General features: G+C 73.6%; 13 protein-coding genes and 1 pseudogene. 10 read left to right on the top strand and 4 right to left on the bottom strand.

All coding sequences use genetic code 11. From position 1 onward, the window contains the following. Positions 1–951, bottom strand: coding sequence for a PAC2 family protein (locus tag FQ330_RS06125; protein WP_225792719.1), 951 nt, complete (start codon positions 949–951; stop codon positions 1–3). A 103-nt stretch (positions 952–1,054) separates the two neighbouring features. Between FQ330_RS06125 and FQ330_RS06120 the strand changes: the two genes are divergently transcribed. The 10 genes from FQ330_RS06120 to FQ330_RS06070 are packed head-to-tail and all read left to right on the top strand — an operon-like array spanning position 1,055 to position 11,578. Next, positions 1,055–1,738 carry an HAD family hydrolase gene (locus tag FQ330_RS06120; RefSeq protein WP_128189372.1) on the top strand — a complete coding sequence of 228 codons (684 nt, stop codon included), beginning with the start codon at positions 1,055–1,057 and terminating at the stop codon, positions 1,736–1,738. Continuing rightward, positions 1,735–2,751, top strand: coding sequence for a tRNA (adenine-N1)-methyltransferase (locus tag FQ330_RS06115; protein WP_396131187.1), 1,017 nt, complete (start codon positions 1,735–1,737; stop codon positions 2,749–2,751). The genes FQ330_RS06120 and FQ330_RS06115 overlap by 4 nt, the downstream gene beginning before the upstream one ends. A gap of 31 nt (positions 2,752–2,782) precedes the next feature. Further along, positions 2,783–3,763, top strand: coding sequence for an FKBP-type peptidyl-prolyl cis-trans isomerase (locus FQ330_RS06110; protein ID WP_128189371.1), 981 nt, complete (start codon positions 2,783–2,785; stop codon positions 3,761–3,763). A gap of 22 nt (positions 3,764–3,785) precedes the next feature. After that, on the top strand, positions 3,786–4,829 hold the full coding sequence (locus FQ330_RS06105) for a helix-turn-helix transcriptional regulator (RefSeq protein WP_146356056.1): 1,044 nt from the start codon (positions 3,786–3,788) through the stop codon (positions 4,827–4,829). Continuing rightward, on the top strand, positions 4,826–5,770 hold the full coding sequence (locus FQ330_RS06095; protein WP_192575861.1) for a helix-turn-helix transcriptional regulator: 945 nt from the start codon (positions 4,826–4,828) through the stop codon (positions 5,768–5,770). The genes FQ330_RS06105 and FQ330_RS06095 overlap by 4 nt, the downstream gene beginning before the upstream one ends. Positions 5,771–5,796: 26 nt before the next feature. Continuing rightward, positions 5,797–6,063, top strand: coding sequence for a twin-arginine translocase TatA/TatE family subunit (locus tag FQ330_RS06090; RefSeq protein ID WP_128189367.1), 267 nt, complete (start codon positions 5,797–5,799; stop codon positions 6,061–6,063). Between the two features lie 3 nt (positions 6,064–6,066). Further along, complete coding sequence (gene tatC / locus FQ330_RS06085; RefSeq protein WP_225792718.1) at positions 6,067–6,852, top strand: twin-arginine translocase subunit TatC; 786 nt, start codon at positions 6,067–6,069, stop codon at positions 6,850–6,852. Then, positions 6,849–9,269 (top strand): DEAD/DEAH box helicase, encoded by a 2,421-nt coding sequence (locus tag FQ330_RS06080; RefSeq protein ID WP_128189365.1) that lies wholly within the window; start codon positions 6,849–6,851, stop codon positions 9,267–9,269. Before tatC ends, FQ330_RS06080 begins: the two co-directional genes overlap by 4 nt. Positions 9,270–9,282: 13 nt before the next feature. Continuing rightward, complete coding sequence (gene lnt, locus FQ330_RS06075) at positions 9,283–10,857, top strand: apolipoprotein N-acyltransferase (protein ID WP_146356054.1); 1,575 nt, start codon at positions 9,283–9,285, stop codon at positions 10,855–10,857. After that, positions 10,850–11,578, top strand: coding sequence for a glycosyltransferase (locus FQ330_RS06070; RefSeq protein WP_128189363.1), 729 nt, complete (start codon positions 10,850–10,852; stop codon positions 11,576–11,578). Before lnt ends, FQ330_RS06070 begins: the two co-directional genes overlap by 8 nt. Before the next feature lie 18 nt (positions 11,579–11,596). Here the strand turns inward: FQ330_RS06070 and FQ330_RS06065 are convergent, their stop codons facing one another. From FQ330_RS06065 to FQ330_RS13270, 3 genes and pseudogenes are all read right to left on the bottom strand, one after another. Continuing rightward, positions 11,597–12,337, bottom strand: a complete 741-nt coding sequence (locus FQ330_RS06065) for a glycerophosphodiester phosphodiesterase family protein (RefSeq protein WP_128189361.1) — start codon at positions 12,335–12,337, stop codon at positions 11,597–11,599. 332 nt (positions 12,338–12,669) lie between these two features. Beyond that, positions 12,670–13,587, bottom strand: a pseudogene (locus tag FQ330_RS06060) (SPFH domain-containing protein); the annotation flags it as partial. 14 nt (positions 13,588–13,601) lie between these two features. Continuing rightward, positions 13,602–14,060, bottom strand: a complete 459-nt coding sequence (locus FQ330_RS13270; RefSeq protein WP_225792717.1) for an NfeD family protein — start codon at positions 14,058–14,060, stop codon at positions 13,602–13,604. Positions 14,061–14,151 lie beyond the last annotated feature (91 nt).

Here is a 14,151-nt window from a genome sequence, read left to right as displayed (position 1 = left end):
CTAGACCGGCGGCGCGTCGTCGCCGCGGTCGGGCTCGTCGCCGGAGGCGGGGCCGCGCGGGTCGGGACGCGGCCTGCCGTTCTGGTCGCGCAGGAAGCGCTCGAACTCGTGCGCGATCGCCTCCCCGGAGGCCTCCGGGCTCTCGACCGCGTCGCGCTGCTCCTCGAGCTTGCCGATGTAGGCCCGCATGTCGTCGTCGCGCTCGGTGAGCTCGTCGATGCCGCGCTCCCACTCGCCCGACTGCTCGGGGAGGTCGCCGAGCGGCACCGTGACGTCGACCATCTCGGAGAGCCGGTCGAGCAGCGCGATCACGGCCTTCGGCGCCGGCGCGTTGTGCACGTAGTGGGGCACGGACGCCCACAGCGACGCGGTCTGGATGCCGGCGTCCTGGGCGGCGAGCGAGAGCACCGTCATGATGCCCGTAGGGCCCTCGTACTCGCTCTGCAGCACGCCGAGCCGCTGCTGCAGCTCGCGGCTGTCGCTCGTGATCGACGTCGCGATCGGGCGCGTGTGCGGCACGTCGGCGAGCATCGCGCCGACGAAGACGATCGCGTCGACCTCGCAGCCGCGCGCGATCTCGAGGAACTCTGCGGCGTAGGCGGCCCAGTTGCGGCTCGGCTCCGCGCCGACGACGGCGAAGAGCTCGCCCTCGTTGCCGGTCGAGACGTCGAGCCCGGCGTCGGCGGCGAGCGGCTCGCGGGTCGAGGGGCGCGTCGGCGCGTAGGCGACCGTCGCGGGCCACTGGAGCGCCCGCGCGCCGTCCTCGAGCGTGCGGACGACGGGCCGGTGCATCGCGAAGTCGACGTACTCGTCGGGCTCGATCTCGTCGAACGCCTCGAGCTCGCAGGCCTCGATGAGCCGGCGCACGGCGCCGCTCGCCGCATCGCCGGCGTCGGTCCAGCCCTCGAAGGCGACGACCATGATGCGTCCCTCGATCGGTCCTCGCGCCACGACGGGCACCTCCTCATGTCGAACGCCCACTCTACGTCCCATCCCGGGTCGAGGCGGAGGCGGGCCGGACGGTCCGGTGCCGTCGCGTCGGTAGGCTTGCGCGGTGACCGCCCCCACCTCCCGGCTCGACGCCGTCCTGTTCGACATGGACGGCACCCTCATCGACACGGAGCCCGTCTGGATGGCCTCGGAGGCCCGGCTCGCGGCCGACCACGGCATCGCCTGGACGGCTGCGGATGCGGAGGCCCTCGTGGGCGTCGACCTCTGGGACGGCGCGCGCACGTTCATCGAGCGCGGCGTGCCGATGAGCGCCGACGCGATCGTCGATCGGCTCGTCGGTGAGGTGCTGTCGGGGCTCGGCGACGACCTGCCGATGCGCCCGGGCGCGCTCGAGCTGCTGCGCCAGCTGCGCGAGCACGAGGTGCCCGTCGCGCTCGTCACGATGTCGACCCGCCGCATCGTCGACCGCGTCGACGCCGCGCTCACGGCGCGGCTCGGCGCATCCCCGTTCGACGTGACCGTCGCCGGCGACGAGTGCGAGCGCGGCAAGCCGCACCCCGACCCCTACCTCCTCGGGGCGAGGCTGCTGGGCGTCGAGCCCGACGGCTCCGTCGCCATCGAGGACTCCATCACGGGCGCCGCGAGCGCCCTCGCCGCGGGCATGACCACGATCGGCGTGCCGCACGCGGTCGACGTCTCGCAGGTGCCCGGCATCGTCCACTGGCCGACGCTCGAGGGGCGCAGCCCCGCCGACGTGGCGGCCGCGATCAGGAAGGCCCGCGCATGATGGGCAGGACCGGCCCCTTCCAGTGGGGCGACGTGGTGCAGCTGACCGGCCCGAAGCAGCGCATGCACACCATCGTGCTCACCGAGGGCGCCTCCTTCGGCACCCAGCACGGCGCGCTCCCGCACGCCGACCTCATCGGCGTCGACGACGGCTCGCTCGTGCACGTGGGGGAGGCGCCGCACCTCGCGATCCGCCCGCTGCTCCACGACTACGTCATGTCGATGCCGCGCGGCGCCGCGATCATCTACCCGAAGGACGCCGCGCACATCGTCGGCTTCGCCGACATCCACCCCGACCTCACCGTCGTCGAGGCGGGCGTGGGCTCGGGCGCGCTGTCGCTGTGGCTGCTGCGCGCGCTGCACGGCACCGGCCGCCTCGTCTCGTTCGAGCGGCGCGAGGAGTTCCGCGCCGTCGCCGAGGCGAACGTGACGGGCTTCTTCGGCGAGCGGCCCGCCAACTGGCAGACGGTGCTCGGCGACCTCGCCGAGGAGCTGCCCGAGCACGTCGCCGACGGCGAGGCCGACCGCGTCCTGCTCGACATGCTCGCGCCGTGGGAGTGCGTCGACGCGACCGCGCGGGCGCTGCGCCCCGGCGGACTCGTGCTCTGCTACGTCGCGACCGTCACGCAGCTGAGCCGCACCGTCGAGGCGATCCGCGCCGACGGCCGCTTCACGGCGCCGCGCTCGAGCGAGACCCTCGTGCGCGGCTGGCACGTCGAGGGGCTCGCCGTGCGGCCCGACCACCGCATGGTCGCGCACACCGGCTTCCTCATGACCGCGCGGCGCGTGGCCGACGGCGTCGACCTGCCGTCGTTCCGGCGCCGCGCCGCGAAGGCCGACTTCTCGGACGCCGACATCGAGGCGTGGACCCCTGGCGCGGTCGGCGACCGCACCCCGAGCGACAAGCGGATGCGCCGCGCGGTGCGGGATGCGCGGCGCCAGGCGGATGCCATCACCGGCGGTGCCGCGGACGGCGGCGCGGGCCGGGAGCCCGACGCCCCGCAGGTAGACTGACCGCGTCTCCCCGACCCTGAAAGGCCTCGCCGTGCGCACACGCCCCCTCTCGATCGCCGCGCTGCTCGTCGCAGCCGCGGGCCTCACCGCGTGCCAGGCGCCCGCGGGCAGCGTCGACGGCTGCTCGCCGCTGCTGCAGCCGGGGGATGCGTCCGACCAGGTGAGCGTCGTCATGGCCGAGGGCGCGCCCGAGGTCGACTTCGAGGTGCCGCTCGTGACCGAGGGCAACCAGGCCCGCCTGCAGGGCGGCGAGGGCGACCGGGCCCGCGAGGGCGACATCGTCGACGCCGACTACGTCGTGTACTCGGGCAAGACCGGCGACCTCATCTCGACCTCCTACGACGACGCGAGCCAGGAGATGGCCCCCGCGAACTCGCTGCGCCTCACCGCCGGCGGCGAGTCTGTGCTCGCCGACGCCGTCACGTGCGCCGCCCCCGGCACGCAGGTGACGCTCACGACGACGGTCGCCGACCTCTTCGGACCGGACGCCGCCTCCGCCCAGCTCGACATCACGCCCGCCGACACCGCCGTCGTCGTGCTCGGCGTGCAGGACCTGCACCCCGGCCGCGCCGAGGGCAACGCGCGCCCCGGCCAGCAGGGCATGCCCGCGATCGCGCTCGCCCCGAACGGCCAGCCCGGCGTCACCTTCCCCGGCAGCCCGGCCCCTGAGGGCCTGACCGTGATGCAGAGCATCGCCGGCACCGGCGAGGAGGTCGCCGAGGGCGACACGCTGCTGCTGCACTACACCGGCATCATCTGGGAGACCGAGGAGGTCTTCGACTCCTCGTGGGACAAGGGCACGCCGGCCGAGTTCGTGATCGCCGACGGCAGCCTCATCCCCGGCTTCGTCGACGCGGTCGTGGGCCAGCCCATCGGCAGCCAGGTCGTCGTCTCGATCCCGCAGGAGCTCGGCTACGCCGACCCTGCGACGCGCCCCGCCTCGATCGGGGAGGGCGAGCACCTGCTGTTCGTCATCGACATCCTCGACCGCGTCGAGCCCGCGCAGGGCTGACGCGGGCAGCGGGGGCGGGCCGATGCAGAGGATCGAGGCGGAGGAGCGCCAGTTCTCGCTCCTGCTCGCGCTCGTCGACACGCGCACCGGCTTCACGAAGCAGGAGCTCTTCTCCCGCGTCGCCGGCTACCAGGGCCAGAGCGCCGGCCAGGCGCTCGAGCGGATGTTCGAGCGGGACAAGGACGCCCTGCGCGAGCACGGCATCGTCATCGACGTCGTGCAGCCCCCGGGCGACGACAGCAACCACGAGGCCCGCTACCGGGTGCTCGACGGCGTGCTGGGCGACCCGGCCGAGCTGCAGTTCGACGCCGAGGAGCGCGAGCTGCTCGACCTCGCGCTGCGCATCTGGCACGAGGGCGGCCTCACCGAGGAGGCGCAGCGCGCAGCCCTGAAGCTGCGCGCCGACCCGGAGTTCCGGGGCGGGCTGCCGCTCGAGCGCACCCCCGGCCGCACCGACGAGCCCGAGGCGAGCGCCGCATCCGTCCTGCAGCCGCGCCAGCGGCCCCGCGAGAGCGCCTTCCAGGCTCTCAAGCGCGCTGCCGACCGTGGCCGCGAGGTGGTCTTCGACTACTTGAAGCCCGGCGACCGCTCGCCCCGCACGCGCACGGTGCAGCCGTGGGCGACGGTGCTCTTCCGGGGGCGCTGGATGCTCGTCGGCCACGACCTCGGCGCCGAGGACGCCCGCACGTTCCTCATGCAGCGCATCGTCTCGCCCGTGCACGACCGCGCCGCGAAGCAGCCCTTCGAGGCGCCGGCGGATGCCGCGGCGGCGGCGCTCGAGAAGCTCGAGGAGATCTGGCAGGGCGCCACGGTCGCGGTGCGCGCCGTGCCCGGCAGCGATGCCGACATCCGGCTGCGCCACCGGCCCGGCACCGCCGAGGAGGACGGCCTGCTCGTGATCCACCACGCCGACCGCCACCTCATCGCCGACGAGCTCGCCGGCTTCGGCGCCGACGTCGCGGTCGTCCGGCCCGACGAGCTGCGCGGCCTCGTGCGCGAGCGCCTCGAGCGCATCCGCGACGCCCATGCGCCCGCATCCGCTCCCGCCTCCGGGGCGCAGGCATGAGCGCCGCGCGCGTCGAGCGCGGCATCGGCCTGCTGCTCTCGCTCATCCAGTACGTCTCGGCCTCGGGCTCGGCGACCGTGGCGGAGGCCGCGGCGCACTTCGGCGTCGACGAGGAGCGGATCCGCGAGGCGGTGCAGCGCGTGTTCATGGCGGGCGTGCCCGACGGCGCCGGCGACTTCATCCGCTTCGACATCGACTTCGACGCGTTCGAGGAGCAGGACGTCATCTCGGTGACGATGCGCCCGGCCTTCGAGGACGAGACGGTGCGCCTGTCGCCCCGCGAGGCGAGCGCCCTCATCGCCGGACTCACCCTCGTCGCCGGCTACACCGACGCCTCCCCGGAGCGCGTGGAGGCGCTGCGCGCCAAGCTGCGCCGCGCCGCCTCGCGCGGCGCCGACACGGTCGCGGTCGACGCGCTCGGCGCGCCGCGGCTCGCGCAGCAGGTGCGCGACGCCATCCGCCGCCGGCAGGTGCTCGAGCTCGACTACCGCAAGCCCGACGAGGGCTCGTCCCGACGCCGCGTGGCGCCGACCCGCCTCGAGCTGCGCGAGGGGCAGGTCTACGTCGAGGGCGTCGACCTCGACCGCGAGGCGATGCGCACGTTCCGCCTCGACCGCATCGAGCGGCTCGAGCCGGCCGACGACGCATGGCCGGATGCGCTGCCCGCGCACGAGCGGCACGTCACGGGCACCGCGCAGGTCGTCGCCACGCGCGCGGCCGCCGCCATGCTCGCCGACTACGCCGCCTCCGCCCCGGTCTCGATCGACGGGGAGCGCGTACGGCTCGACATCGAGGTGTGGAGCGAGGCGAGCGTGCTGCGCGCGGTGGCGGCGTGCGGCGGCGACGCCGAGATCGTCGCGCCGCCGAGCCTGCGCGCCGCGATGCACCGGTTCGCCGAGGCGGCGCTCGGCGCCGCCGCCGACGCCGCCGACGGCCGCTAGACTGGAGTCCGACGGAAGGGGACGCCATGCCATTGGGGAACGCGTTCAACGGCTGGCACCTGCTCATCATCCTGATCGTGGTGCTGCTGGTGTGGGGATCCACGAAGCTGCCCGCGCTCGCCGAGAGCCTCGGCAAGTCGGCGAAGATCCTGAAGAAGGAGATGCGCTCCGACGACGAGGCGCGGCCCGGCACCCCCGGTCCCACCGGCACCGGCACGCCCTCCGGCCCCGCGACCGGCACCGACCGCTCCACCTCGGCACCGGGCAGCGACTCGACGAGCGACCAGCGCTAGCCGATGGCCCGGTCCCGGGCCCGCGGCACCCGCAACGCTGAGGGCCGCATGCGCCTCGGCGAGCACCTCGTCGAGCTGCGCCGTCGCCTGCTCATCTCCGCCGCCGCCGTGCTGGCGTGCACCGTCGCCGGCTTCTTCGTGGTCGACTGGCTGCTCGAGGTCCTGCAGCGCCCGCTCACCGAGCTCGCCGAGCAGGGCCGCATCACCGACCTGCTCTACACGACCGTCACCCAGGCGTTCGACCTCAAGCTGCGCATCGCCATCACCACGGGCGTGATCGTCGCGAGTCCCGTCTGGCTGTACCAGCTCATCCGCTTCTTCCTGCCCGGGCTGCGCACCAACGAGCGCAAGTACGTCTTCGGCTTCCTCGCCGCCGCGCTGCCGCTGTTCCTCGCCGGCTGCGCCGCCGGCTGGTTCGTGTTCCCGCACATCGTGCAGCTGCTCGTGCAGATCGCGCCGGTCGGGTCGCTGTCGTACCTCGACGCCACGATCTACTACGACTTCGCCTTCAAGCTGCTGCTCGCGGTCGGCGTCGGCTTCGTGCTGCCGGTGTTCCTCGTGGTGCTCAACTTCGCCGGCGTCGTCACCGGGCGCGGCATCCTGCGCGCCTGGCGCTGGGCGGTCATCGCGATCACGCTCTTCACCGCGATGGCGACGCCCGCAGCCGACGTGATGAGCATGTTCCTCCTCGCGATCCCCATGCTGGCGCTCTACTTCGGCGCCGCGGGCATCGCGATCTGGCACGACCGCAGGCTCGAGAAGCGCGCTGCTGCCAAGGTGGACGCATGAGCATCGCCACCGACGCGTTCGCCCGCGCGATGCCGTTCGGGCTCGACCCGTTCCAGCGCGAGGCGTGCGAGGCGATCGAGGCAGGCTCGAGCGTGCTCGTCGCCGCGCCGACGGGCGCCGGCAAGACGGTGGTCGCCGAGTTCGCGATCCACCTCACCATGGAGGCGCCCACCGGCCGCGTCTTCTACACGACGCCGATGAAGGCGCTCTCGAACCAGAAGCACCGCGAGCTCACCGAGGTCTACGGCAGCGCATCCGTGGGCCTCCTCACCGGCGACACGTCGATCAACGGCGACGCCCGCATCGTCGTGATGACGACCGAGGTGCTGCGCAACATGCTCTACGAGGGCCGCGACCTCTCGGCGCTCGAGTACGTCGTGATGGACGAGGTGCACTACCTCGCCGACCGCTTCCGCGGCGCAGTGTGGGAGGAGGTCATCATCCACCTCCCGCGCCACGTGCGGCTCGTGTCGCTCTCGGCGACGGTCTCGAACGCCGAGGAGTTCGGCGCGTGGCTCGACGCGGTGCGCGGCGACACCCGCGTGATCGTCAGCGAGCACCGGCCGGTGCCGCTCGACGCCCACGTGCACATCCGCGGACGCCTCGTCGACCTCTTCGACTCGAAGGCGGCGGAGGAGTCGCACCGGCCGAGCCGCGAGCTCGTCGAGCTCGCGCGCGGCGGCGACGTCGCCGACTCGGCCGCGCACGGCCACCGCGACCGCGGCGGGCACAACCGCTACCGCTCGCGGCGACCTCCGAAGGGCGGCCGCCGGCCCGCGCCGCCCGGCCGCGGCGGCTTCGGCGGCCGCGTCGACCGCGTCGCGCTCATCGCCATGCTCGACGAGCGCGAGATGCTGCCGGCGATCGACTTCATCTTCTCCCGGGCCGGATGCGACGCGGCCGTCCGGCAGGTCGTCGAGGGCGGGGTGCGGCTCACCACCCCCGAGGACCGCGCCGAGATCCGCGCGATCGTCGACGAGCGCTGCCGCCTGCTCGACGACGCCGACCTCGGCGTGCTCGGCTACTTCGACTGGCTCGACGGGCTCGAGCGCGGCGTCGCCGCGCACCACGCGGGCCTGCTGCCGGTGTTCAAGGAGGTCGTCGAGGAGCTCTTCCGCGCCCGCCTCGTGAAGGTCGTCTTCGCGACCGAGACGCTCGCGCTCGGGATCAACATGCCGGCCCGAACCGTCGTGCTCGAGCAGCTCGAGAAGTTCAACGGCGAGGCGCGCGTGCGCATCACGCCGGGGGAGTACACCCAGCTCACGGGCCGCGCGGGCCGCCGCGGGATCGACACCGAGGGGCATGGCGTCGTCATCTGGAACGGGGCGCTGCAGCCGGTCGAGGTCGCCTCGCTCGCGTCGCGCCGCACCTACCCGCTGCACTCGAGCTTCCGCCCGACGTACAACATGGCCGTGAACCTCGTCGACCGGCTCGGCGTCGTCGGCACCCGCGAGGTGCTCGAGACGTCGTTCGCCCAGTTCCAGGCCGACCGCTCGGTCGTGCAGCTCGCCCGGCGGGTCGTCGACCAGCGCGAGAGCCTCACGGCGTACGAGTCGTCGATGACGTGCCACCTGGGCGACTTCTCCGAGTACGCCGAGCTGCGCCGGGAGGCGAGCGAGCTCGAGCGCGACGACCAGCGGCAGGGCATCAGCCACGGCGACCACGAGCGCAACCAGCGGCGGCTGAAGCGCCTCCGAGCCGCCATGCGCGCGCATCCGTGCCACGCGTGCCCGGAGCGCGAGCAGCACGCCCGCTGGGGCGAGCGCTACTGGCGGCTGCGGCGCGACATCGAGAAGGCGGAGCGGCAGATCGAGCGCCGCACCGGCCAGATCGCGCAGGCGTTCGACCGCATCGCCGAGATCCTCCGCGAGCTCGGCTACCTCGAGCGCACCGAGCACGGCGAGCGGGTCTCGGCCGCCGGCGACATGCTGCGCCGCATCTACGGCGAGCGCGACCTGCTGACGGCCGAGAGCCTGCGCCGCGGCCTCTGGAGCGGGCTCGACGCGCCCGCGCTCGCCGCGATCGCGTGCGCGCTCGTCTACGAGGGCCGGCGCGACGACGGCATGCTGCCCGAGCGGATGCTGCCGAAGGGGCCGTTCCTCGACGCGCTCGACGCGACGCAGCGGCTGTGGGCGCAGCTCGACGACCTCGAGCAGGCGCACCGGATGCCGGGCACCGAGCCGCTGCAGACGGGGCTCACGCTCGCGATGCACCGGTGGGCGCGCGGCTACCCGCTCGAGCACGTGCTGCGCGACACCGAGCTCGCCGCGGGCGACTTCGTGCGGTGGACGAAGCAGACGATCGACGTGCTCGAGCAGCTCGAGCACGTGGCGCCCAAGCGGCTCGCGCGCACCGCCGCCGAGGCCGTCGACCGCATCCGCCGCGGCGTCGTCGAGGCGTCGGGGTCGGCGCTGTGACGGGCGCGCGCCCGTGACCGTCGGCAGCGCCACCGCGCGCCGCACCCGCGCCCACCTGCCGCTCCCGACCGCGTACGCGTGGGCGGCGGCGATCGCCGCGGGCGCCGTCATGCCGTTCGCCTTCCAGCCGTTCGACTGGTGGCCGCTCATCCTGCCGGCCGTCGCGCTCGCCCTCGTCGCGCTCCGCGGCCGCACCCTCGGGGCCGCCTTCGGCATCGGCTTCGTCACCGGCGCGCTCTTCTTCCTGCTCCACATCCAGTGGATCACCGTGTACCTCGGCCCCGTGCCGCTCATCGCCCTCACCGCGTGGATGGCGACCTGGTGGGGCCTCGGCGGGATGGCGCTCGCCCTCGCGTGGCGCTGGGGGGAGCCGCGGATGCGCGGTCCCGTGGGCTCGTTCCTCGGCCTCCCGGCGCTGCTGGGCGCCGTCTGGACGCTCCGCGAGAGCGCGTCGGCCACGGTGCCCTGGGGGGGCTTCGCCTGGGGCAGGCTCGCGCACTCGCAGGCCTCGAGCCCGCTCGCCGACACGACGAGCTGGGTCGGCCTCACGGGCCTCACCTTCCTCGTCGCGACGGCGTCGGCCCTCGTGCTGCAGCTCGTGCTCCACCACCGCACGATCCTCCGCCGCCGGCTCACGATCGGCGCCGCGGCGCTCATCCTGCTCGTGGCGATCCCCGCGTTCCCGGTCGAGCGCAGCGGCAGCCTGCGCGTGGGCGCGGTGCAGGGCGCGAGCGAGGCGGGGCTGCTCGCGCCGTACACGCAGGGCGAGATCCTGCAGCAGCACGTCGACGCGACCGAGGCGCTCCGCGGCGAGGAGCTCGACCTGCTCGTGTGGCCCGAGAACGCGGCGGAGTTCTTCGCCGACGAGTCGCCCCGCACGATGGCGACCCTCGACCGCATCGCGACCGGCTTCGACGCGCCGCTCGTGGTCGGCACGGTCACCCGCGACGGCGACGACACCTACAACGCGCTGCTGCAGGTCGAACCGGGGGAGGGCGCGGTCGCCGAGTACCGCAAGCGCCACCCGGTGCCCTTCGCCGAGTACCTGCCCCAGCGCGAGGTCCTCGCGCCGATCCTCGACGCCCTCGGGTTCCTCGAGCTCATCCCGCGCGACTACAGCGTCGACCCCACGAGCGCGAACGCCTTCGACGTCGCGGGCACGATCGCGGGCGTCGCGATCTGCTTCGACATCGTCGACGACGCGCTCGCCCGCGAGATGGTGCTCGACCACGGCGCCGAGATCATCCTCGCGCCCACGAACAACGCCGACTTCGGCCGCGGCTCCGCCGAGAACGTGCAGCAGCTCGCGATCGCGCAGCTGCGGGCCGTCGAGGCGGGTCGCGCGCTCGTGAACATCTCGACCGTCGGCACGAGCGCCGTGATCGCCCCCGACGGCACGATGCTCGACCGCCTGCCGCAGTACGAGCCGGGTGCGATGCTCGAGGAGCTGCCGCTGTCGACGACCGTCACCCCGGGCATCCGTCTGGGAGCATGGATCGACCTGGCGCTCTCCATCGGCGCCGCACTCGCGCTCGCGGGCCTCGGCGCCGCGCACCTCGTACAACGGAAGGGACGGGCGGATGCCTGACGTGATGATCGTCGTGCCCACGTACAACGAGGTCGAGGGCCTCGAGCGCACGGTGGGGCGGCTGCGCCAGTCGGTGCCGCACGCCGAGCTCGTGATCGTCGACGACGGCAGCCCCGACGGCACGGGCGAGCTCGCCGACCGGCTCGCCAAGCACGACGCGGGCACGCTCGTCATCCACCGCTCCGAGCGGGGGTACCGCTCGGCCGTGATCGAGGGGATGCGCTTCGCGATGTCGCGCGGCGCGACCCGCGTGGTCGTCACCGACGCCGACGGCTCGTACGACGCCGACGGCCTGCCCGAGCTGCTCGCGGTCTCGAACGAGGGCGTCGACCTCGTCATCGGCTCGCGCTTCGTGGAGGGCAGCGACGTGCGCAACATGGGCGTGCGCCGCCGCCTCGCCGCGCAGCTCGGCAACGCCTACGCGCGCGCCATGCTGCAGACCGACGTGCAGGACCTCACGAGCTCGCTGCGCGTCTACCGCACGCGCATCCTGGCTTCGCTCGACCTCGACGCGATCCAGGTCGACGCGTACGCCTTCCAGATCGCGATGGCCGTGCGGGTCGCGCAGGCCGGCGGCACGATCGCCGAGGTGCCGATCGGCTTCATCGAGCGCGCCGTGGGCAGCTCGAAGATGCGCGTGGCCGAGGAGCTCGGCACGCTGGGCGCGGTCACGAAGTGGGGCCTCGCGGGCGTGCGCGCCCTGCCCAAGCCGCCGCGCTGAGCCCGCGCGCCGATCCGCCTACGGCAGCAGCGGCCGCGCCAGGTCGCAGCGATCGGTGACGATCCCGTCGACGCCCATCGCGAGGAGCTCCTGCATCTCGGCCGGGTCGTTGATCGTCCACGCGTGCACCTCGACGCCCGCCGCGCGGAACGCGGCGATGCTGCGCTCGGTGAGGATCTCGATGCCGCGGTGCCGCCGCGGCACCTGCAGCGCCTCGACCGGCTCGAGCACGCGCGCGAGCGCCCGCTGCAGCCCGAGCCGCTGCGCGGCGAGCGCGCGCACCACCATCGGCTGCGAGGCGCTCGTCGCGACCTCCGGCAGCAGGGCGAGCGCCTGGCGCCGACGCCGCTCGGAGAACGAGGTGAGGAGCACGCGCGAGGCGGCCTTGGCCTCGACGACCGCGCGCACCGCCGGCACGACCGCCGCATCCGACTTCAGGTCGATGTTCCAGCGCGCGTCGGGCAGCGCCAGCAGCGCCTCGCGCAGGCCCGGCACGCCCTCGCTCTGGCCGAGGTCGATCTCGGCGAGGTCCTGCCAGAGCGTCTGCTCGATCACGATGTCGCGCCCGGCCACGCGGTCGAGGCTCGGGTCGTGCGCGATGACCGCGACGCCGTCGGCGGTCGCGTGCACGTCGGTCTCGAGGAACGTCGCCCCCGCGTCGAGCGCCGCGATGAAGGCGCGCATGGTGTTCTCGGGCGCCTCGAGCGCCAGCCCGCGGTGGGCGAGCACCCGCGGCGGGGCCGGGGTGAGGTAGGTCACTGCCGGGGCGACCCGCTGCCGTCGGATGCGCCGCGCGGGTCGTCGCCGTCGGCGCGCGGCAGGTCGGCGGCCGCGTCGCGGGCCGCCTCGAGCGCCTCGCCGTAGTCGGCGTCGGGCGTCTCGTCGGCGAGCGACGTCGAGGAGGAGACCGCGTCGGTCTGCCCGGCGCCCTGCGGGTCGATGCCCGACGCCTGCAGCGTCTCGGCGATCGACGGCACCTCGACGTCGCTCACGGAGTCGGCCTGGAAGGTCTCGTCGAGGATCGACGGCTCGGCGGCGTCGGAGTGCTTGCCCTGCTGCTTCTGGAACGGCACCTGGGCGCGGCCCTCGAAGAACCCGCGTCCCACGCCCTGCAGGGCATCCGTGAGCTCGGACGGGATGATCCACAGCTTGTTGGCGTCGCCCTCGGCGAGCTTCGGCAGGGTCTGGAGGTACTGGTAGGCGAGCAGCTTGTCGTCGGCGTCACCCTCGTGGATGGCGGCGAAGACGCGCTCGATGGCCTCCGACTCGCCCTTCGCGAGCAGCACCTGCGCCTCGGCATCGCCCTTGGCGCGCAGCACCTGGGCCTTCGCCTGGCCCTCGGCGCGGAGGATCTCGGACTGGCGGAGGCCCTCGGCCTCGAGGATCTGCGACTGCTTCGAGCCCTCGGCGGTGAGGATCGCGGCGCGGCGGTCGCGCTCGGCGCGCATCTGCTTCTCCATCGAGTCCTGGATGGAGTGGGGCGGGTCGATCGCCTTCAGCTCGACGCGGCCGACGCGCAGGCCCCACTTGCCGGTGGCCTGGTCGAGCACGTTGCGCAGCTGGCCGTTGATCGTGTCGCGGCTGGTGAGCGCCTCCTCGAGGTTCATGCCGCCGACGACGTTGCGGAGCGTCGTGGTGGTGAGCTGCTCGACGGCCGACAGGTAGTCGGCGATCTCGTAGGTCGCCGCGCGCGCGTCGGTGACCTGGAAGTAGACGACGGTGTCGATCGAGACGACCAGGTTGTCCTCGGTGATCACCGGCTGCGGCGGGAACGATCGCACCTGCTCGCGCATGTCGACGTGGTACGCGACCCGGTCGATGAACGGCACGAGGAAGTTGAGGCCTGGCTGCAGCACCCGGTGGAAGCGGCCGAGCCGCTCGACCACGCCGGTGAAGCCCTGCTTGATGATCCGGATCGACCTGAAGAGCGTGACGAGCACGAACAGGACGACGAGGATCACCACGATCGTCAGGAACACTCCGAGGATGAATCCTCCGTCGATCGGCATGGGGTCTCCTTGGTCTATCGCTGGGCGGGGACGACGATCGCCGTCGCCCCGTCGATGGCGGTGACGACGATGCGCTCGCCGACGTCGGGGTCGCGCGGCTGCACGGTGGGGGAGAGGCGGGCGGTCCAGGTGTCGCCGTTCGCGAGCGTCACCTCGCCGGCGCCGCGCTCGAACGAGCGGGTGACCTCGCCGGGCATCCCGAGCAGGGCCTCGATGCCCTGCTTGTTGACCTCGCCGGACTCGTGGAGGCGCTGCAGCAGCTTGGGCCGCACGAGCAGCAGGAGCAGCAGGGCCGACGCGGCGGCGATCAGGATCTGCGCCCACCAGGGGAGGCCGGTGATGCTCGAGACGAGGCCGACGACCGACGACATCCCGATCATGAGGAACGTGAACTCGAGCGTGACCATCTCGATGATGAAGCACACGAGCGCCACCACGAGCCACGCGATCCATGCGTATTGGATGAGGTCCACGTCGCCAGCGTAGTCAGCGGATGCTGTGTCCGGGCCAGGCGCGCGGCTGCCTGCCCGCGCCTCGCGCCCCGGCCCATCTCGCACGGGCGGC

The organism is Agrococcus sediminis (assembly GCF_007923295.1).
Classification (GTDB): domain Bacteria; phylum Actinomycetota; class Actinomycetes; order Actinomycetales; family Microbacteriaceae; genus Agrococcus; species Agrococcus sediminis.
Note: the sequence above shows the minus strand (reverse complement) of the source record. Positions and strands in the feature narration are given on the sequence as shown.